Here is a 20,123-nt window from a genome sequence, read left to right on the forward strand (position 1 = left end):
GGGGAGCAGACTTAGTGCTTCACTAACGTTGAGAAGTAATACACTAATGGTACCGCGAGGATCCACAGGCTGATTGGGATTTCTCGCCACTTGCCTGCCACGGCTTTAATCAAGATATAGAACAGTAACCCGCCTGCAATCCCTGTACCGAAGCTATTCGCGATTAACGTGATCATCACCATCATTAATACTGGCAGGCCGTCGGTAAAGTTAGCTAAATCCACTTTACGTAATCCGCTGAACATATTTAAGCCAATTAAAATCAATGCAGGTGCGGTGGCTTGTGCTGGGATCATTAATGCGATTGGGGTGAACAGTAACATTAGCAGGAACATGAACGCCGCCGCTAATGCGGTCATACCGGTTTTACCGCCTGCTTCTGCGGCTGCTGAAGATTCAATTAATGCGGTTGCTGCTGGGATACCCACCATTGGACCTAACGCTGCTGCGATAGAATCCACAATAAATGGGCGATTGATATTCGGCATGTTGCCTTCTTTATCCAGTAATCCGGCTTCGCCACCAACCGCTAATGTGGTTCCCATGGTGGAGAAAAATTCCGCTGCGAAGAACACGAATAAGAAAGGTAAGAAGGCGATGTTTAAGGCGCCAATTAAATCTACCTGACCTAAGACTGGAGCAATAGAATGCGGCATGCCGATAAAGCTTTCGGGTAACTTTGTGACGCCAAACGGAATGCCCAGTATAGTAGCGAACAAAATGGCCCATAAGATCCCACCAGGAATACGGCGAGCCTGTAATGCGATAGCCACAAAGAAACCTGCGAGAGCCACTAAGGCACCCGGAGAGAGAAAATCCCCCAGCATTAATGCGTTAGTTTTTGGGTTGGCTAATACTAAACCAGCATTACGAAAGCCCAATACTGCCACAAACAGGCCGATAGAGGCCGTTAAGCCCAACTTAATGGATTGTGGAACGGAGCGAGTTACTACTTCACGCAAACCAAATTTGGTTAACAGGAAAAATAAAATTCCAGACCAGCAGGCGATACCTAAACCGATTTGCCAATCAATCCCTTCACTACCTGCAAGGGTGATCCCTACTAACACCGAGCCACCAATACCGGGACCCACAATAAAAGGCAGGTTGGCGTAGAACGCCATTAATAGGCTAGCGAGTACAAATACGATGATAGTGCCTGTGGTCGCTGCGCCTTTATCCATACCGCCTGCGGCTAACAGGCCGGGAATAACCACCAGCAAATAGGCAGCTGCAAGGAACCCTGTGGCTCCGGCGAGGCATTCTGTTCTGATTGAACTACCACGTTCACGCAGCGCAAAACGCCTTTCTAACCAACTCCCTGATGTTGGCTGATGAAGAGAATCGTTAGCCATTAATTGGCGCTCCTATCATTATTTTTTATTGGATGAGTATTTTTACTACAGTTATCGCTTTCGGTACGTTCTAAGACGGCATCAACTATCTGGCGGGTGGTACCGCAAGTCAGTCCTAAATCGGTTAAATGAGGGCCTGCATTACAAGCAAGGCAAGTACCTTCAATGGCTTTGAATACGCGATACGGAGGTTCCCAGTCAGCAATCTGGCTGCTCAATTCTCTGAGTTGACGAAATTGTTCTGCCAGCTCAGGTGCAGGTAATTCCGATAGCATACCTGCAATTGGCATGGCCACATGAGCAAGGATCTTGCCGTCTTGAACTAATGCCATACCGCCACCGCTTTCAATCAGTAGATTGGCAGCCATCGCCATATCGTTGGCATCACGCCCGAGCACGACAAGGTTATGGGAATCATGGGAATAGCTGGTGGCAATGGCGCCTCGTAATTCTCCCCATCCTTTTAGTAAGGCAATTTGCGGTTTGGCATCATGGCGTCCATGGCGATGTTGTACACGGATCAAACTAAATTCATCTGGCAGTTGCACGATACCGTTTTCGACTTGAACATCGACCTCTCCCCACTGAGTAAAGCGGGCCCCGCTAATATGGCGTAAGCGTGCAGTGCCATTTTGCAGGTCATCTAATTGAAGCTGGCAATCTTGGGGGGAGATTGGCGTCAGGTGCATAGTATCGCATGGCGGTAAAATCGTATTTTCAGTGGTAATTGGCGAAATAAGTTGCCCATTTTCTGCCACTTTTTTGCCGTCGACATAAACTTGCAGAGCTTTTAAGGTATCGAGTGAATCAAGAACTACTAAGTTGGCGCGGCGACCTGCGGCTATCAAACCTAAGTCGTTGCGCTGTAGGCGAATTGCGCCATTGAGTGTCGCAAAGCGCAACACATCAGTCGCTTTCATACCGTGCTCAATTAATAAATTCAGCAGCGCAATCACTCCGCCTTTTTCAATCAATATGTCTGGCGGAACATCGTCTGTGCATACCGCGATTTGTGAGGATAAATGAGGCAGTGTTTGTAATGCCGCCACAATTTCAGGGAGCAGATACGGGTGAGAGCCACGAATTTCCAGTGTTAGCCCAGCACGTAATTTTTCGAGGGCATCTTCCGCTGAAGTAAGCTCATGATCTGAAGTGACGCCAGCAGCGAGATAGGCTTGTAAATCAGCGCCTTTTAACCCGCGGGCATGACCTTCAATGATTTTGCCGGAGTTTAATCCTGCATCGAGGATCTCTTCCATGCGTTCGCTGCCATTTAGCACGCCGAACATATCCATCACTTCTGCCACACCTCGTACTTCTGGCCAGCTCAGCATGGTGGACATCTCTTGTCCTGCGAAGTCTGCACCTGACATTTCTAAACCGGGAGTTGACGGCACAGAAGAGGGGGCTGCAACCATCACATCAAGCGGCAAATTACGGCTAGCATCAATGGCATAGCGTACGCCATCTAATCCCAATACGTTGGCAAGTTCGTGGGGATCCCAAAATACGGCTGTGGTGCCTTGTGTGAGGACAATTTCAGCATAACGAGCAGGAGGAAGGTGAGAGCTTTCTAAATGAACGTGGGTATCAATAAAACCTGGAGAAATAAATTTTCCCGATAAATTATGGGCTTCATGACTATCAGTACGACTTCCCGTTGGATGTACGCTGGCGATCAGTCCTTCAACAATACCGATATCTGCAGGTCGAATTTCCCCAGTGGCCATATCGATAATATTGGCGTTGGTGAGTAAAAGATCAAAAGGCACTTCGCCTTTTGCGGCTTGTACGGCGCGACGTCGAGTTTGATTTGTTAGCTTCATAAAACACCATCTCAAAGATTTATGCCGCTACTTTATGAGCAAGGCAAACGTTTGCCAAGATGATAAAATTTATCGAATCATAAAGAGAGGTTATAATGCGGCGCATCATGATAAGAATGACGATCCGATTTGCGAGGAAATACAATGACTGAGCCATGGCAGCGCCTTCCGGCATTAACATTAAAGCAGTTGCAATATTTTGTGACTCTTGCACATCTGCGTCATTTTACCGAAACCGCAAATCGCTTAGCGGTGAGCCAGCCTGCATTGAGCAGCGCGATACGGCAGATTGAAACCGTGATTGGCGGCAAGTTAATTAACCGCACAGCGGCGTCAGTGACGTTGACAGAGTTAGGCGCCGCAATTTTACCCCATGCGGAGCGTATTTTAAGTGTCTCTCACCGAGGCTTCAGTGATATTCAAAAAATTATCGAGGAGGGGGGCGATGGCACATTGCGTATTGGATTGGTTCCTTCTGTCAGTTCGTTATTATTCCCGATTATTCCTGAGCAATTACAGCAACATTTTCCTAAGCTGAATGTGGAATTTTATGACCAAACCAATGATGCATTAGTAAATAAATTGGTGAATAACGAAATTGATTTTGGAATAGGCGTATTGGATAGCTCCGTTCCTGAAGAGTTAACTTTATATCCTTTACAAGATGACCCATTTGTTGCGGTGATCCACTGTGATGAATTTATTTCAGATAATGCATTTCATCTGCCGTGGAAGCTGTTAAATAACCGTGATATTGCCATGTTTTCGAAAGGAAATATTAATCGACTAGTGAGCGCAACAATTGAAAGTAATCGTTTTAATATTAATCCGCGTTATCAAGTCGATTATATTGAAACCTTATATGGATTAGTCAGGTCGAAATTAGCGATTGGCATTTTACCTCAGTTATACACGGTGCATTTACGGGATCCGGAACTAAAAGTTTTACAGTTACAACAACCCGCATTAATGCGCTCAATATCTTTAATGCGTAATAACCAAACGCTAACGCCAATGATGGAATCCGTTTTTCAGCTATTATTTAGAGCATTACGTCGTACGCCTACTCATCAATCTTAATTTTACAGCGCACTTCTATATCAGATTTTTTATAGTTCATTATGATTGTTTGATTTTCAACAAGTAAGAAGTATTAAGCACTAATCGTAAAACTATTTTTATTGAGATGAATAAGATTACCTCCCTTGACTGTTTATTTTTTGGTCTGTTTTTTTGATGTGTAATATGTTGAGGATATACATGAAAGCTATATTGAAAGTCAGCCTGCTCACGACAGTAATGCTATTGATTACTGCTTGTGGTGATCTTGATCTTATGGGAAATAAAGGAAAGTTTTATTATAGCAATCCGACAGAAAACACGATTTCCTTTAAAGTGGACGGTAAAGATTATCAGGTCGAACCTAGCCAGTATGGCTCAGTATCATTAGCTAGTGGTGAACATACGCTTGAAGATGATGCCGGTCATGTCACCAAATTTATGGTGTTTGAACATAATTCCGGTGGGATCCTAAACCCTAATCAAGGGGTGTATTACACGTTCTCGGAAGTGTATACCGAGCAAGGTAAATATAAGGGTTATCAGCCAACGTCGAGAAATGTCACTATTTATGGGCACGAATTAAGCTTACCCATTAAAAGCAGTAATGCCGTGGTGATTGATGGCAATTTATTCCGTTGTACTTACCCAATTGGCAAAGCGTTGCCGGGGGCAGAAAATAAGCAATACAAGCAAGAAGATATTAAATCAAAATGTTTTGATCAATCAGAGTTAATTGAATATTTTGCAAACGAACACGATCAAAATTTAGTGCCTAATTCACCGCAAAATGAAGAGAATAATTCGATTAGTCAGCATTTAAGTTATCAAATTCCTCAAGTGGCTTTCCGTGATCCACAGGTTCAATCGGTGGCAAATGAGATTATCGCGCTAACGGAAACGCTGAAAAATGCGAACAAAGTTGATATTCATCAAGACTTAAATAAGCAATATCATCAATTAACTGTTCAGTTAGTCGAAACGTATACTGAAAGTCCTTCCAGTCATGTGGCTGAGGAATATATAAAACTTAATGGGTTTATTAAAGAAATTAACAAACTCAGAAATTATGGTGTGTGGGTAAGATAAGTCTATTCCATTAAGTTTATCTGAGCGCCTTTATAATTAAGAATTTGCTTATAAATTAAGCAGAGTAATCTTATGTGATATCCCGTTGAAACACGGAAACTAAGAGATAGTTTCGTTAGGATAATATTATAAAGAGGCTCAGTGATGAATTTATTTAAGACTTCATTTTTTACTGCAATATCTGCTGCATTCCTACTCTTTTTTTCCAGCACCTCTGGCGCTAAATCCATTGTTGAACCCGTTAAAGATACTGAAGTATTAGACTTAGTGTTTATCTTGGATAAAAGCGGTTCTATGTCAGGATTTGAATCTGACACTGTCGGTGGATATAACAGCGTACTGACAGAAAATAGAAATAAAGCGGGTAAAACCTTTATTACCACTGTGTTGTTTAATAATAAAACCAGTTTATTACACAATAGAGAACCCATTGATAAAGTTAAAAACCTCACGCTAGATGACTATTCTGTCGGTGGCAATACTGCTTTATTAGATGCCATTGGCGATACCATGGTGAAAATGCGTGAGAATAGAAAAATCACCAAGAACAATAATGTTTTGTTTGTGATTATTACTGATGGTGAAGAGAACAGTAGCACCAAATATAGTCAGGCTAAGATTAAATCTATGATTAAATCTGCAGAAGTTGAAGATAAGTGGGACTTTATTTTCTTAGGTGCCAATATTGATGCGATTACGGCTGCGGATAATATCGGCATTAAGAGTTCGAATGCCACAGGTTATGTTCAAGATGGCAAGGGTTACGATAAGGCATATAAAGCAGTCAATAAAGCCGTAGAAGCCAAACAGAATGCTGCACCAATATCAGAGGAATGGAAACAGGAAGTTGAGCAAGACGCGAAGGATCGCAAAAAATAAGAAGATAATAAAATCAGTCTGTAAATAAGCGTGCTAGAAGCCCCGAAATAATATTCGGGGCTTTTTTATGGCGCTATTTAGTGGCTTTCAGCGCGGCAAATAACCCTTTAGCAAGTTGGTCTTGCTCGGATTGAATGCCAGGTAAAACGAAATAGTAACCCCCTCCAAACGGTTTAATGTAGCGCTCCAGAGGTTCGCCATTTAACCGTTTTTGAGTATCAATAAAGCCGGTTTTTAAATTCTTTTGATATGAAACGAAAATCAGCCCCATATCCAGAGCGCCGTTATCGGTTAAGCCAAGAGAGTAGCTGTAACTACGGCGACGTAACTTGGCGGTATGGCGAGTTGGATTTCTTGGTTCGGCACGGCGCATATGGGAGTCAAATAAGACGCGGTCACCATGAGGATCTTTGTCTAACGCGGGGTCATCCATTTCGTGCTTCATCCCCATTGGTGCGCCAGTTGCTTTATGGCGACCAAAGTCATTTTCTTGGTCTTCTAGCGGTGTTCTATCCCAAAACTCGAGATTAAAACGAATTAGGCGAACCGCTTGGTAGGTACCGCCGACACACCATGCTGGCTCTTTGCTATCCTCAGTCACCCAAATCAGCTCATCCATTAATTTGCTGTCGTCGGCTGGCGCATTACCGGTACCATCTTTAAAGCCAAATAAATTAATTGGAGTAGAGCGTTTATCAATATCCCTTGAGGGTAAGAACCCATCGATTTTCCAGAGTGGGAACCAATAAGGTGAAGTGTGGCGGAGAATATCGCGCAGCGCATAAATCACGCTTTCTTGGCTATTGGCACATATTTGCAGCACCACATCACCACCACACCATTTGTCTTCTAAACGGTCGTTCGGGAAGCTGGTCATTTTCACCAATTGGTTCGGCTTAAGCTTTTCTAATCCAAAGCGTGAATCGAATAAGCTATCGCCCAAGGAGACCGTGACACTCAAGGCATCAGGCTGAATAAGCGTTCCTAAAATCCCAGACTCTGCGGGAGGCATTTTATCATTCTGATTCGGCGTAGATTTTTGTACTTGGGTCAGAAAGGCAATGCGTTGAGTTAATACAGTGAACAGCGTTTGCAGCTTATCAAGGGTCGTCGACGTGATTCGAAAAGCGATAAACGAGGCATTTTTCTGTTCTGGGGTTAACACGCCCGCTTGGTGTGAACCTAAATAATTGATGCTTTTGTCATAAGTCAGCTCGCAATCCGCAATGGATGCTTTAGCACTGAGGGCTGGAGCGGCAAGGATAGCGCCCCCCATGACTAAGGTTTTTAGCGCATGTCGGCGAGATACTTTAGATTGAGAAAACCCCAAAGGTTGTGACTCGCTTTTTAGTTTAGCTTGCATAAATTTATGCCTTAATATTTATAGTAAACATCAACATCTAACTGAGCGCGTAATGTGGCGAGCAGTTCAGCTTGTTGCGTTAACAGGGAATAGAGCGCCATTTTGTCTTGTTGTTTTAGTTGGCTATAAGGCGCGTATTGACCTTTAGCTAATTGATATGACTGCACTATTTTATTAATTTTCTGATCATTTTCTTTTATTTGATCAAGGGTTTTGGATTCAATAAACGGGCTGATAACCTCGATGATGGCTTGAGAACCCTTGGCATTTGCCGCCATATCCGACAGGTCAGAGAGACTATAAATATTCTCTTGCCCCGACAGTTTTGTTTCGAGGATCATCTCCATAAAATCGGCTGAAGCTTGCACCAGTTTCGGAATTTCAATGGTTTCAGTCAGCACGCGCTTTTGTAAATCTTTCCCTTTTAATAACAGCTCATCAGATGCTGGCAGCGCCGCTTTGAGATCTTGCTTTGCAAATAAAAGGTATTCAACCAAGTGAAATCCCACGAAGCGGTAATCTTTTTCTTTATCTAGAAAATAATCTGCACGAGGGTTGATGGTTCGGTCGGTATTACCAAATAATACAATGACCGGACGCACGGTTTCATAGTGCTGGTGGGCTTGTATATAGGCCGCTTTCGCCTGCGCTAATTGACCTTTTTGCACACTTTGATTGAGTTTTTCTAATTGCACCACCATTTCACTTAACTCCTTGTTGACGAAGGATAAGTATTCTTGAATGGCGGGTTGATATTTTTCAGGGGTGGGAATATCCCCCTTAGCAATGATGATGTTGTCCCCTGTTTGCACAGGGGAGCGTAGGGCTTTGCCATAGGCAGTCGATGCCACGAGTGAAGCGACGATTACGCTAATGGCTAAGCGGGTGATTTTACGCATTTTGTAAGTTCCGTTTAGCGGCATGTTTTTTGCTCCAAACAAACAGTGCGAGGATCACAATCCAATAGACAACAAAGGTGATGACACTGAGCCAAATTGGCTGTGAACGGTATGCAAAGAATGATGAGATAAAGTTGCCAACCACACCGGAGTCATCCAGTAATGCGCTGGTATCCCATGCTGGGTAGATTAAAAATTCAGGAATTGGATAGTCAAACTCAATCATTAAGTTTGAAATCTCTTCAACGCCACGGAGCAGTAAGGAGAGGGCGAGGAACAGTAAAATCACACCAGTGACTTTAAAGAAAATTTTCCATGAAATAATTCGGTTAGTTAATAAGAAGGCATACAGAGTCATACCCGCAATAACGATACCCGCGGCAACTTCAAAGATAAATTCGTTAGCATTTTCAGCGGTTAACGACATGATAAAACTGGAAAGGAAAACGACAATTTCGCTGCCTTCACGGGCAATCGCGATGGCGATAATCAAGGTCGCTCCCCACCAACTGTGGTGTTCGGCATTACGATTGATACCTGATTCCAGCTCTTTTTTCATCGAGCCGCCGCTTTTGTTCATCCAATAGACCATTTGAACAATCAAGATACAGGCGAGGATCTCCATGACTATCATGAAAATAGATTGCCCGGTGTCATCAAGGACATTAAATACGCCGTAAATTAATAGAGCCAGTAAGATGGACATAGCGATGCCTAGCCCAACACCGCCCCAGAGGAATTTCATCCCATTACGAGCATCAGGGTGGCGTTTGATCCACGCATAGATGATGCCGATAACTAATAGCGCTTCAAAACTTTCGCGCCAAACTACAAAGAGAACTTGTCCCATGTTGAATCCTACTCTTTAGCGATGATCTCGCCTTTTGGATGTGACAGATGGAAATCGTCGAAAAATGTGTAACTACCTGGTTTTAAAGGTGCAATAACCACCACTGAACTGGCGCCAGGGGCTAATACTTTTTCTTTGCGCAGTTGCAGACTTTCAAACTCTGCGGGTTCAGTGCCTGTATTGGTAATTTTGATACGAATAATGGTTTTTGCTGGCACTTCCAGAACGCGTGGGATTAAATCCCCATTTTTCATTTCTAATTCAACAGTATATTTTTCGGCGCTTAAGGCTGATTGCGGAAGTAATGCGCAAATAAAAACCAGTAAAAAGCTGAGTAATGTTTTCATTGTTGGCTCAAACTTATTGAAAATTAAGAGTTCCTTACTAGCGAAAAAGGGCTCGCGCGGAATATTACCCCCGCGAAAGCCCTCAGCGCATCATTGAAAAATTAGTAACTGCCTTTGCGACCTATGCCGGCATAGTCAAAGTCCCAAGAGACTTCAAACGGTTCGAACCAAGGCGCAACCCCAGTTTCTTTATCAATGTGACGACCGAAAGCAGCTTGTTGATTGTGTGATGGTGGGTAAATTTTATAAGTAACGCGATATTTACCATTACCATCCAGTTTAATATTTTCACCGTAGTGAGGACCATCGCTTGCGACCATCGGCATAAAGGTACCTGATTGAGTCTGTGGCTTATCGCCCAGCTTGGTGACGGTATATTCGACAGTTAAGTAAGGCATCCAATCGCCTTCTGCAAAGCCGTTAGGGTTATCTTCTACGGCGTGGATGTCGGCTTCTAAGTGAACGTCGGCTTTATCCGCTGGCAGGTGAGCCATCTTGTGATGACCTTCTTCGGTGTCCATGGTGATAGGCTGTAAATAAACACCTTGGATTTCCATGCCGTTTTTAATGACTGGGTGACCGAGAGGATACTCTTGAGCAAAGGCGGATAGAGAGAATAAGGCTAAGCCTGAAACGGCTGCCTGATAAGCGAATTTCATTGTGACATCCTTACCTGAATGAAGTTAGAAGCATAATGATAATCATTACTATTAATCAAAAACAAGCAGAATGTTTTAGGCTTATATCCAATCCTTACTATGAATATATTTAAATTTAATATTAATCAAAGTGTTAATGCTTTCTTTTTTAGTGATAAAAAATAAGTATTAGAAAGGTGACTTGCTTCAGACACCGTAGTGGGTTTCACATGCTATAGTCGAAACGTTGATCGGTATTTATTAGGTATAAAATCGAGGTACTGGAGATGCAAAAACGTTATTTGGATTGTTCCGCTTCTGAAATTGTAAAAATGAATAAGAAAAGCTTACTGGAAGCGATTAAAGCTAGCGAAGGGCGATTACTGGTGAGTGAAACTATTGGGACTATTCAGCCGGTCTTGATGAATGTCACCAATGCGGAACTGGCAGCAAGCCAAGGTGCCGACATTTTGCTATTGAATGTTTTTGATGTGAATAATCCTGTGATGCAAGGTTTACCAGAAGGCATTGCACCCGATGACATTATCCGTACCTTAAAGCACTTAACAGGACGTGCGATTGGTGTGAATTTGGAACCTGTTCCTGCAGGGTTTAATAATCCCCATCAAGATAAACAGTGGAAAATTTCTGAAGGACGTTTGGCTACCGTCAAAAATGCCCTGAAATTAAAGCAGATGGGGGCAGATATTATTGTCCTGACCGGGAATCCGGGGAATGGCGTCACCAATCAAGAAATCAACCAAAGCCTTAAAGAACTCAAAGCGGTGGTGGGGGAAGATATCGTTCTTATTACGGGAAAAATGCATGCAGCGGGAGTCCTCAATGCGTCTGCTGAGCAGTTAATTACCGAAGAGGATATTCATTCCTTTATTAAGAGTGGTGCGGATATTATTTTATTGCCAGCACCGGGAACTGTTCCGGGAATATCGTCGGAATTTGTGCAGAAAATGGTGAGTTATTGCCATTCTCAGCGAGTGATGACCATGACGGCGATTGGCACGTCCCAAGAAGGGGCAGACCTGCAAACCATCCGCCAGATTGCTTTAATGTGTAAAATGGCAGGAACAGATTTACATCATATTGGTGACTCGGGTTATAACGGCATTGCCTTGCCAGAGAATATTTTGAATTACAGTATTGTGATACGCGGTGTTAGACACACCTATTCCCGTATCGCCCGCTCAATTAACCGCTAATTTTTGCTGTTTTTCTGAGTGAAATTCCTGCGCTAGAAATGGCGCAGGAATTTCGTTCTAAATGTCATTTCCACCGCCAAAAAAATATACAATTCCCGCTATACTTCAGGTAAAATCCAGCCCATTTTTTAAAACAATATCTATAACATAATAAAGAAGTGAGCTATGTCGCAAAATACGAATTCAGTGCCAAAGATTGGCTTTGTTTCACTTGGCTGCCCAAAAAACCTCGTTGACTCAGAGCGTATCCTAACGGAGCTGCGTACTGATGGTTACCAAGTCGTCCCTAGCTATGACGATGCCGATCTGGTTATCGTGAATACCTGTGGCTTTATTGATAGTGCCGTTCAAGAATCGTTAGAAGCTATCGGCGAAGCGTTGAACGAAAATGGTAAAGTGATTGTGACAGGGTGCCTGGGCGCAAAAGAGAACCAAATCCGTGAAGTTCACCCGAAGGTATTAGAAATTACGGGCCCACATAGTTATGAACAAGTGTTAAATCACGTTCACCACTATGTGCCAAAACCAGAGCATGATCCGTTCTTTAGTTTAGTCCCAGAGCAAGGCGTAAAATTAACGCCAAAACATTATGCTTACTTAAAAATATCGGAAGGCTGTAACCACCGTTGCACTTTCTGCATCATTCCTTCGATGCGTGGTGACTTAGATAGCCGTGCCATTGGCGATGTACTAAATGAAGCCAAGCGTTTAGTGGAATCAGGTGTGAAAGAGTTACTGGTGATTTCTCAAGATACGTCTGCTTATGGTGTGGATGTTAAACACCGTACAGGGTTCTGGGATGGCCAGCCAGTAAAAACCAGCATGGTTGGATTATGTGAACAGTTAGCTTCTATGGGCGTTTGGGTTCGTCTGCATTACGTTTATCCATACCCACATGTTGATGATGTGATCCCATTAATGGCCGAAGGTAAAGTGTTACCTTATTTGGATATTCCATTACAGCACGCTAGCCCGAAAATTTTAAAACTGATGAAACGTCCGGGTGCGGTAGAAAGAACGTTAGAGCGTATTAAACGTTGGCGTGAAATTTGTCCTGAGTTGACATTGCGTTCGACGTTTATTGTTGGTTTCCCTGGTGAGACAGAAGAAGATTTTCAGATGCTATTGGATTTCTTACAAGAAGCTCGATTAGATAGAGTCGGTTGCTTTAAATACAGCCCAGTTGAAGGCGCAAAAGCGAATGAACTGGCTGATCAAGTCCCTGAAGAGGTTAAAGAAGAGCGTTATCATCGCTTTATGCAGCTTCAGCAAGAGATATCCACTCAGCGCTTACAAGAGAAAGTGGGGCGCGAGCTTTTAGTTATTATCGACGAGGTCGATGACGAAGGTGCTGTAGGCCGTAGTATGGCCGATGCGCCAGAAATTGACGGCATGGTGTACCTTAATGGCGAGTTTGATGTGAAAGCAGGGGATATCGTTAAAGTGCTGATTGAGCATGCTGATGAATATGACCTGTGGGGCACCGTTGTTAGCAAATAAAAAAATAGGCTATTATCTGGCTCAAAATTTAGCCTGCGGATCACTTTCGCAGGCTTTTTTCGATATAACCCACCATTTTGGGTTTTTTCTATTTTTCAAATACTTGATCTATATCATCCCGCCAAAATCTATCAAATCATAACTTGATCTAGGATATAAAACTTAACTGATAACTTGACATAATCAGGGAGAATACTTATCGAAGAATAAGGCTGATTATGACTATTGATTTTACAATTCCCAAACTCGCACAGCTTACAGAAAAATCGTCATGCTCCATTAATCCGGAGTTGTTGATACAACTGGCAAGTGAAGCCATCACTAGTGGCTTATCACCTATCCATGATTTCGACATTGAAGGAATGTTGTTGGATAAAAACGGTCAAACCTTATGGTCTAACCGTAAATCAGACAGCGGCGCTATGTTGCCATCTTGGATATTCTCTCAAATGCAGGTCACTTCGTTAGATGACCAGCCGATTAACTCACAAGGATATACTTATTATTTTGCCCCTATTTATGATGAAACGCGGTTGCTAGCCACGTTGGTATTACGTGGGGAGCCAACCAGCAGCAATATATTGTTAGCACTCACTCTTACCCTAGGGCGAGAAATCAGTGAAAAGTTGAAGTGTCACTTTTACTGGCAAAAACTTTCAGAGAAGACTCTCGGACATAATCTGTTCCATGACTTGAACATTCATGAAGTGGAAAAAGCGTTAATTATCGAAGCCGCGCTGGCTTACGGCGGAAAAATTCAGGAGATGCATCAAGCGTTAAATATGGGACGAACGACACTGTGGCGCAAGTTGAAGCAGTATCAGATTGATATTCGTGAATACAAGCTATAGCTCTGTGAATAAAAACAGTTCCGTCAATAAAAACAGTCCTGCCAATAAAAAAAGCTTCTACTGATTTTCAGCAGTAATGCTGAAAACGTTCGAAGCATTCAAATCACACAGCCTTACGGTAATCGCTAAGCCCAACATATCAATGTATATTGATTGTGGGCTCAGCCACGCCTTGCAGCGAAACGAAAGAGAAGAAATGAAAAAGAGCTAAGATTATCAACCTATTTTATCGATAAGTATGTTGATCTCAGTACGCTTTTTTTTAGGAATTGGTTTTAATTTGACGTTATAGGTTTTTATTTCAGTGAATACACACACTCACAGTTAGAGTAAGTGGCTATGGGGATATATATAGGTTTATATTTTATTTTAAACTAAATATATTAATCTTATATTTAGCTATAAATGCGATTTTTGTTATTAATAACTAGAGTAACAGTTTCCTTGTATGAAAATGATAGTGCAATTTATTTAATTTTCCACTATTGATATAAAAAATAGTTATTTTAGGGTGGTAAATTAATAAAGCGAAATAGAATGCATAATCGTTATGCTAAGTTTGATAGTGAAAAATAGTTAACCGAATAGTTAACCGAATAGTTAAGTGGATAGCTAAGTTAAATGATTAAACTAAATCGTTATCTAAATAAAAATCTAAATTTAATTATATTTTTCTGGATGTTCTCGAAGATGAAAAAATGCCTAATGATTTTTTGATAAACCATTAGGCAGGAAGGGGGGCTGGTGAATAAAGATAATTAAGCGTTTGCAGAATAAGTATTAATATATTCATACTCTTGGATTAATTGAGGCAGTGATTTTATTCCTAGTTTCGTATAAATATTTGAACGGTGTACTTCTACGGTTCTTGGTGATAATGATAGTTTTTCAGCCGTTTCTCTGCTGGTGTTACCGTCTAAAATCATGTCCATGATTTCACGCTCTCTTGCAGAAAGACGGTCGAATTTATCGGCTAAATAGATATATTTTTTATGATTTTCATTTTGTTTATCAAAGTGTTCATTAGCTCCTTGAATAGCGCTTAGAAACACTCTGTCATCAAATGGAAATGCATAGAAATCAAAGGCTCCAGCCTTGAAACAGTCTCTGCATAGTGCCGCGGAAGGTTCTTCTGCGATGACGATAACAGGGACTACAGCTAAAGATTGAGTAAGATTTTTTAATTTATTAATATGACTTGAGTTATTGCCTACGAATAATAAAACACAATCCGTTGCATTCTCTTCTTTAGGGTAAGTATAAGTACTAATAAATACCTCTTCGTCATTATAGAATTTAAAAATAAAATCAAAAGATTCCATCTTTGATTTCAGTTTATTCTTAAAGACATTATCGTTTTCAACGATTACATGAATGGCGCTATTCATCACCAAACTCCTGTTAAACGGATTTGACATTAAAATTAACGTAGTTTAATAGAATGAGAATAATTTACCGATGAAAATGGCAATATATTTTCAACTATTCTTTTTTATAGATTATTGCTGAACGTAATTGATATTAAAAAAAGTACTAGTCTAATTTTAATATAAAAAAGAAACAAAAGTTAAAGTGTGTGTCAAAACGTAACATCTGTTTAATGTTTTGTAACAAGATAGAGTTTTAAGCTTGTCTTACGATTATTATGTTTTCTAGATAACATGAAAAAAATGTTATTTAGCTAAGTAATAATATCGCAAAATGTTAGTCATAAAAAGCACTATTAGCAATTTTATGAAATTTAATTAATCATCCTTCTTGATAATTTTTATCTGTTTTTAAGTTTTGTGATGAAGTCATTAAAATTATCTCAGTAAAATTGCAAAGTACTCTAAAAAAGTGAGTGAATACACGTAATAATTACCTTAAAAAATATTGCACTATTGGTTTGTGTATCATTAATAGAAGTGTTTAGTGTGAATGAATTGGTCGATAACCTTAGTGATAGTTTGCACTTCAACCTACTATCTTTCCGTTATTGGCGTATTATAGAGAAGAAAAATCAACCAACACTTTCATACGGATAAATTATGTTGCTGCGTTCCGGGGTAGCATTAGCTATCTTTTCTTATATTCTTTGGGGGATAACCCCGCTGTTTTATCGGTTACTTCCAGATGCTCAAGCCACAGAATTACTGGCGCAACGACTGATTTGGTCTCTTCCGTTCTTATTTTTTATTCGGTTGCTTATCAAGAATAAATCCCTGTGGAAACAAGTGTGGGCAGATAAACGTTCAATTGTGCTATGTTTTTTTAGCTCCTCGATTATGGCGGTGTCGTGGACAACCTTCACTTATGCCTTAACCCATGGACAAGTACTGGCCGCGAGCTTGGGTTATTTTATTAATCCCTTATTTTCCATCTTGCTTGGGGTGATTTTTTTGCGAGAGCGCTTAGTTTTCGCAGAAAAACTCGCGGTGGTATTTATTTTCTCAGGCGTTGCCTACCAAATTATTCAATATGGGGAACTGCCCGTTTTAGCCTTAGTGATGGGAAGTGCCTTTGCGGTTTATGGTTTGATCCGTAAATTTATTCGTTTTGATGTTATCACCTCGCTGTTTTTAGAGGCGCTCTGGTTATTACCCCTAGCGGTTGGTATTACATGGTGGTTATCCGCACATGGAATGAGTGCGGTAGAAAATGGTGATTGGCAAACCAAAGTGCTGTACATGTTGGCGGCGCCTGTGACAATTATTCCATTACTCTTTTTCACTGCAGCGATTAAACGCACCACATTAACGGTGATTGGTTTAGCACAATATATAGAGCCAACAATTCAATTCTTGTTAGCCGTTTTCCTGTTTAATGAAATTTTCGATTGGGTCAAAGGTGTCAGCTTCACTTTGATTTGGATTGGCCTACTGTTTTGTGTGTTAGCGCTGCTTCATAAACGCTATGGCAAAGGTGCGCGCCGCCAACCTTATGTGACCGGGCGAGATGAACCTCCTCAAATTTAACCTGTGATTTTAATCAATTAGCCTGTTTACGGAGAATACCGTCAGCAGGCTGCGCTTCTATTATGGTCAAAGCAAACGATTGCGTATATAATCCCTGCCATCTTTTTAGACATCATCTTTTATGTAGCAGCATTTATCTATGGGGATATAAGGTCATTATCATGAGCCAATTAGGTACTGCACTTTGTTCTAGCGCGACAAAAGTTATGCTTCTCGGTTCGGGGGAGTTAGGTAAAGAAGTGGCGATTGAGTGCCAGCGTTTGGGTATTGAAGTGATTGCAGTGGATCGCTATGACAACGCACCCGCGATGCATGTTGCTCATCGCAGTTACACCATCAATATGTTGGATGGTGAAGCACTACGCCAACTTGTTGCGAGTGAGAAACCGGATTTTATCGTGCCTGAGATTGAAGCGATTGCCACCAAAACGTTGGTGGAACTCGAAAAGCAAGGTCAAAAAGTCGTGCCATCTGCTAATGCGGTTTACTTAACCATGAACCGTGAAGGGATCCGCCGTTTAGCAGCTGAAGAGCTACAGCTCCCAACCTCTGAATACCGCTTCGTGGAAACGAAAGCGGATTTTGAAGCCGCAGCCCATGAAATTGGCTTTCCCTGCATTGTAAAGCCAGTCATGAGCTCATCGGGGAAAGGGCAGAGCATCATTCGCTCCGCGGAGCAGCTTGATAGTGCGTGGAATTATTCCCAAGAAGGTGGACGTACAGGTCAAGGGCGCGTGATTGTTGAAAAAATGGTGAATTTCGATTTTGAAATTACCTTATTAACCATTAGCGCGGCAGACGGTGTGCATTTCTGCGCACCAGTGGGGCATCGCCAAGAAAAAGGTGATTATCGCGAATCTTGGCAGCCGCAAGCGATGAGTGACGTTGCGTTGCAAAAAGCGCAGGACGTGGCGAAGAAAATTGTCACCGCTTTAGGTGGATTCGGCTTATTTGGTGTGGAGCTGTTTGTCTGTGGCGATGAGATCATTTTTAACGAAGTCTCTCCTCGTCCTCATGACACTGGCATGGTGACGTTGATTTCTCAAAACCTATCTGAATTCGCATTACATGTTCGTGCTTTCTTAGGCTTACCGATTGGCACTATTCGCCAGTATGGTGCGAGCGCATCGGCCGTGATTTTACCAGAGCTGCATAGTCGGAATGTGGTTTTTTCGGGCATTCATGAGGCACTTGATTCTGATATTCAATTGCGTTTATTTGGCAAACCGGAAATTGCGGGGACTCGCCGTTTGGGGGTGGCGCTCGCGGTCGGAGATTCGATTGAGCAAGCCCTAGAGATGGCAAAAACAGCGGCGGCTCGAGTGAAAGTAACAGGATAGTGATTATCCCCCGCCATGTTAGGTTCTGGCGGGGGGCTTTTTAGGGGATTATTGCCTATCTTCAATAATCATCGCGGCTGCACGCTCTGCAATCATGATGGTTGGCGCATTGGTATTGCCACTTGGGATTTCTGGCATCACAGAACAATCCACCACACGTAGTTTGTTGATCCCATGAACGCGAAGACGTAAATCCGTGACGGAATTTGCGGTATCGGTTCCCATACGACAAGTGCCAACAGGGTGATAAACCGTTTTACAGAAATTACGCACAAACTCTTCTAATTGCGCCTCATCATGCTGAACTTGGGCAGGCGGCATCAATGTATTTTTACTGACGGCTTGCAATGATGGCTGGCTTAATACTGCTAAACCGAATTTTACTGCACGTTTACAACCTGCCATATCTTCTGGTTCAGCCAAGTAATTCGCGTGAATTTTTAACGGATCTTGCGGGTTTTGGCTACGCAGTAAAATTTCCCCGCGAGACTTAGGTTGTAAGTAACCGACTTTCAGTGAAAAACCGTGAGCGGCAGGTAGCGGCTCCCCCGGCACATCATCCCAGCTATCTAAAATAGGCAAAAAGTGAATTTGCACATCTGGGCGACCTTGGTTGCAACTGTCTTTAAAGGCGGCGCCTTCTAAAACGTTCGAGGCGAGTAGCCCACTGCGAAATGCCATCCACTCAAAACCATGTTTGATAGCGGCAAAGCCTTGGTCGGCGCCAAATAAGCTGATTGGCTCTTTGGTGGTGACGTTGATGGACATATGCAAATGGTCGTGAAAGTTTTTGCCCACGGGTAAATTCGCTACGGTTTTGATCCCTAAAGAAGAAAGGTGTTCTTCAGGGCCGATACCAGAGAGCATCAATAACTTCGCTGATCCCATTGCGCCGGAACAAACCAACACTTCTTCACAGGCAAGGGCTTCGACTTCGTGACCATTTTTGCCTTGGTAAGCCACGCCAATTGCTTGTCCATCGCGAATAATAATGCGGTTTACTTGGGTATTAAGTTTGAGAGTTAAACGGTCGCTATTTGCCACTGATTTCAAATAGGTTTTGGAGGTGCTTGCTCTTTCCCCATTATGTGTGGTGGTTTGATAGAAACTGGTTCCTTGTTGGCTCTCTCCATTAAGGTCATTAACGTAAGGTAAACCATGTTCTTGAGCCGCTTGAATGAATGCCATCGAAAGTGGATGGCGATAACGGTTTTCACTGACGGGAAGAGGTCCTTCAGTGCCGTGGTATTCTCCGGTTAGGCTTTCATTGCGTTCGGCTTTTTTAAACCACGGTAGGACATCTTGATAGCCCCAGCCTTCGCATCCATACTTTTGTGCCCAGTTATCATAATCCTGCTTTTGCCCGCGAATGTAGATCATGCCATTGACTGAACTGCTGCCCCCGAGCACGCGACCTTGAGCAATTTGCATTTTGCGGTTGTTGGCGTGAGGTTCTGGTTCGGTTTCATAGGGCCAACTTTTTTGGGCAATAATTTTTGCTACGCCAGCTGGCATACGGATAAACATGTGGTTATCGCTACCGCCCGCTTCAATAAGCAGCACGCGAGCTTGGGTTTCTTGGATCAGGCGTGCGGCGAGAACACAACCTGCGGAGCCTGCACCGACAATAATATAGTCATATTTTTGTGTGCTCATTTCATTTCCTCATTGAACTTAACATTCAATCATCATTTAATTAACAATAACGCCTTTGAGTTATTAATGTATAAATAATGTTCTGTTATTGTGATTCACTTCAAAAATAATTTCCTATGTAACTATTTTTTTGGTTTTCTCTAATTATTGTTATTTAAAAGGAAAATATAAATTTCATAATTATTTAGTTTTAAGTTTTATTTTATTAATAAGTTAATATTTTATTGGTTGAGGGTATCTATAGTGAAAAATAGTGTGGGAGAAAAGGGCATGAAAAAGACATATAAAAGCAATTGC

At 42.1% G+C, this 20,123-nt stretch carries 17 protein-coding genes; 8 read left to right on the top strand and 9 right to left on the bottom strand.

Annotated elements, in window-relative coordinates; translation table 11 throughout:
- Positions 1 to 11 precede the first annotated feature (11 nt).
- Both PR799_RS04655 and PR799_RS04660 read right to left on the bottom strand, forming a co-directional pair.
- Positions 12 to 1,355, bottom strand: coding sequence for an NCS2 family permease (locus PR799_RS04655; protein ID WP_154602381.1), 1,344 nt, complete (start codon positions 1,353 to 1,355; stop codon positions 12 to 14).
- Positions 1,355 to 3,181, bottom strand: a complete 1,827-nt coding sequence (locus PR799_RS04660) for an adenine deaminase (protein WP_272521369.1) — start codon at positions 3,179 to 3,181, stop codon at positions 1,355 to 1,357. Before PR799_RS04660 ends, PR799_RS04655 begins: the two co-directional genes overlap by 1 nt.
- A gap of 144 nt (positions 3,182 to 3,325) precedes the next feature.
- Here PR799_RS04660 and PR799_RS04665 point away from each other — a divergent pair, with 144 nt between their 5' ends.
- From PR799_RS04665 to PR799_RS04675, 3 genes are all read left to right on the top strand, one after another.
- On the top strand, positions 3,326 to 4,261 hold the full coding sequence (locus PR799_RS04665) for a LysR family transcriptional regulator (protein ID WP_154627597.1): 936 nt from the start codon (positions 3,326 to 3,328) through the stop codon (positions 4,259 to 4,261).
- A gap of 180 nt (positions 4,262 to 4,441) precedes the next feature.
- Complete coding sequence (locus tag PR799_RS04670; protein ID WP_272521370.1) at positions 4,442 to 5,329, top strand: hypothetical protein; 888 nt, start codon at positions 4,442 to 4,444, stop codon at positions 5,327 to 5,329.
- Positions 5,330 to 5,473: 144 nt separating this feature from the next.
- On the top strand, positions 5,474 to 6,208 hold the full coding sequence (locus PR799_RS04675) for a vWA domain-containing protein (protein ID WP_272521371.1): 735 nt from the start codon (positions 5,474 to 5,476) through the stop codon (positions 6,206 to 6,208).
- 73 nt (positions 6,209 to 6,281) lie between these two features.
- Here PR799_RS04675 and efeB read toward each other — a convergent pair whose 3' ends face one another.
- From efeB to PR799_RS04700, 5 genes are all read right to left on the bottom strand, one after another.
- On the bottom strand, positions 6,282 to 7,571 hold the full coding sequence (gene efeB / locus PR799_RS04680; protein WP_272521372.1) for an iron uptake transporter deferrochelatase/peroxidase subunit: 1,290 nt from the start codon (positions 7,569 to 7,571) through the stop codon (positions 6,282 to 6,284).
- Between the two features lie 11 nt (positions 7,572 to 7,582).
- The gene (locus PR799_RS04685; RefSeq protein ID WP_272521373.1) at positions 7,583 to 8,470 is read right to left on the bottom strand and encodes an EfeM/EfeO family lipoprotein; all 888 of its coding nucleotides are present in this window, start codon (positions 8,468 to 8,470) and stop codon (positions 7,583 to 7,585) included.
- Entirely contained in the window at positions 8,463 to 9,320 is an 858-nt protein-coding gene (locus PR799_RS04690) for an FTR1 family iron permease (RefSeq protein WP_154627592.1), read from the bottom strand. Before PR799_RS04690 ends, PR799_RS04685 begins: the two co-directional genes overlap by 8 nt.
- 8 nt (positions 9,321 to 9,328) lie before the next feature.
- Positions 9,329 to 9,667 (bottom strand): cupredoxin domain-containing protein, encoded by a 339-nt coding sequence (locus tag PR799_RS04695; protein WP_036955670.1) that lies wholly within the window; start codon positions 9,665 to 9,667, stop codon positions 9,329 to 9,331.
- A gap of 101 nt (positions 9,668 to 9,768) precedes the next feature.
- Positions 9,769 to 10,326, bottom strand: a complete 558-nt coding sequence (locus tag PR799_RS04700) for an iron transporter (protein WP_036955660.1) — start codon at positions 10,324 to 10,326, stop codon at positions 9,769 to 9,771.
- Positions 10,327 to 10,592: 266 nt separating this feature from the next.
- On the opposite strand from PR799_RS04700, the gene PR799_RS04705 reads away from it, so the two are divergent.
- From PR799_RS04705 to PR799_RS04715, 3 genes are all read left to right on the top strand, one after another.
- Positions 10,593 to 11,522, top strand: a complete 930-nt coding sequence (locus PR799_RS04705) for a DUF7916 family protein (RefSeq protein WP_154627591.1) — start codon at positions 10,593 to 10,595, stop codon at positions 11,520 to 11,522.
- Between the two features lie 165 nt (positions 11,523 to 11,687).
- Positions 11,688 to 13,022 (top strand): 30S ribosomal protein S12 methylthiotransferase RimO, encoded by a 1,335-nt coding sequence (gene rimO, locus PR799_RS04710; RefSeq protein ID WP_272521374.1) that lies wholly within the window; start codon positions 11,688 to 11,690, stop codon positions 13,020 to 13,022.
- A gap of 218 nt (positions 13,023 to 13,240) precedes the next feature.
- Entirely contained in the window at positions 13,241 to 13,873 is a 633-nt protein-coding gene (locus PR799_RS04715) for a helix-turn-helix domain-containing protein (RefSeq protein WP_272521375.1), read from the top strand.
- Positions 13,874 to 14,631: 758 nt separating this feature from the next.
- Here the strand turns inward: PR799_RS04715 and PR799_RS04720 are convergent.
- Positions 14,632 to 15,261, bottom strand: coding sequence for a response regulator transcription factor (locus PR799_RS04720; RefSeq protein ID WP_154627588.1), 630 nt, complete (start codon positions 15,259 to 15,261; stop codon positions 14,632 to 14,634).
- Positions 15,262 to 15,903: 642 nt separating this feature from the next.
- On the opposite strand from PR799_RS04720, the gene rarD reads away from it, so the two are divergent.
- Together rarD and purT are read left to right on the top strand one after the other, a co-directional pair.
- The gene (gene rarD / locus PR799_RS04725; protein ID WP_272521376.1) at positions 15,904 to 16,830 is read left to right on the top strand and encodes an EamA family transporter RarD; all 927 of its coding nucleotides are present in this window, start codon (positions 15,904 to 15,906) and stop codon (positions 16,828 to 16,830) included.
- 161 nt (positions 16,831 to 16,991) lie between these two features.
- Positions 16,992 to 18,170: a formate-dependent phosphoribosylglycinamide formyltransferase gene (gene purT / locus PR799_RS04730; protein WP_272521377.1), complete on the top strand. Its 1,179-nt coding sequence runs from the start codon at positions 16,992 to 16,994 to the stop codon at positions 18,168 to 18,170.
- 48 nt (positions 18,171 to 18,218) lie between these two features.
- Here purT and PR799_RS04735 read toward each other — a convergent pair whose 3' ends face one another.
- On the bottom strand, positions 18,219 to 19,826 hold the full coding sequence (locus PR799_RS04735) for a GMC family oxidoreductase (protein ID WP_272521378.1): 1,608 nt from the start codon (positions 19,824 to 19,826) through the stop codon (positions 18,219 to 18,221).
- Positions 19,827 to 20,123 lie beyond the last annotated feature (297 nt).

It is taken from the genome of Providencia sp. PROV202, assembly GCF_028479565.1.
GTDB lineage: Bacteria > Pseudomonadota > Gammaproteobacteria > Enterobacterales > Enterobacteriaceae > Providencia > Providencia zhijiangensis.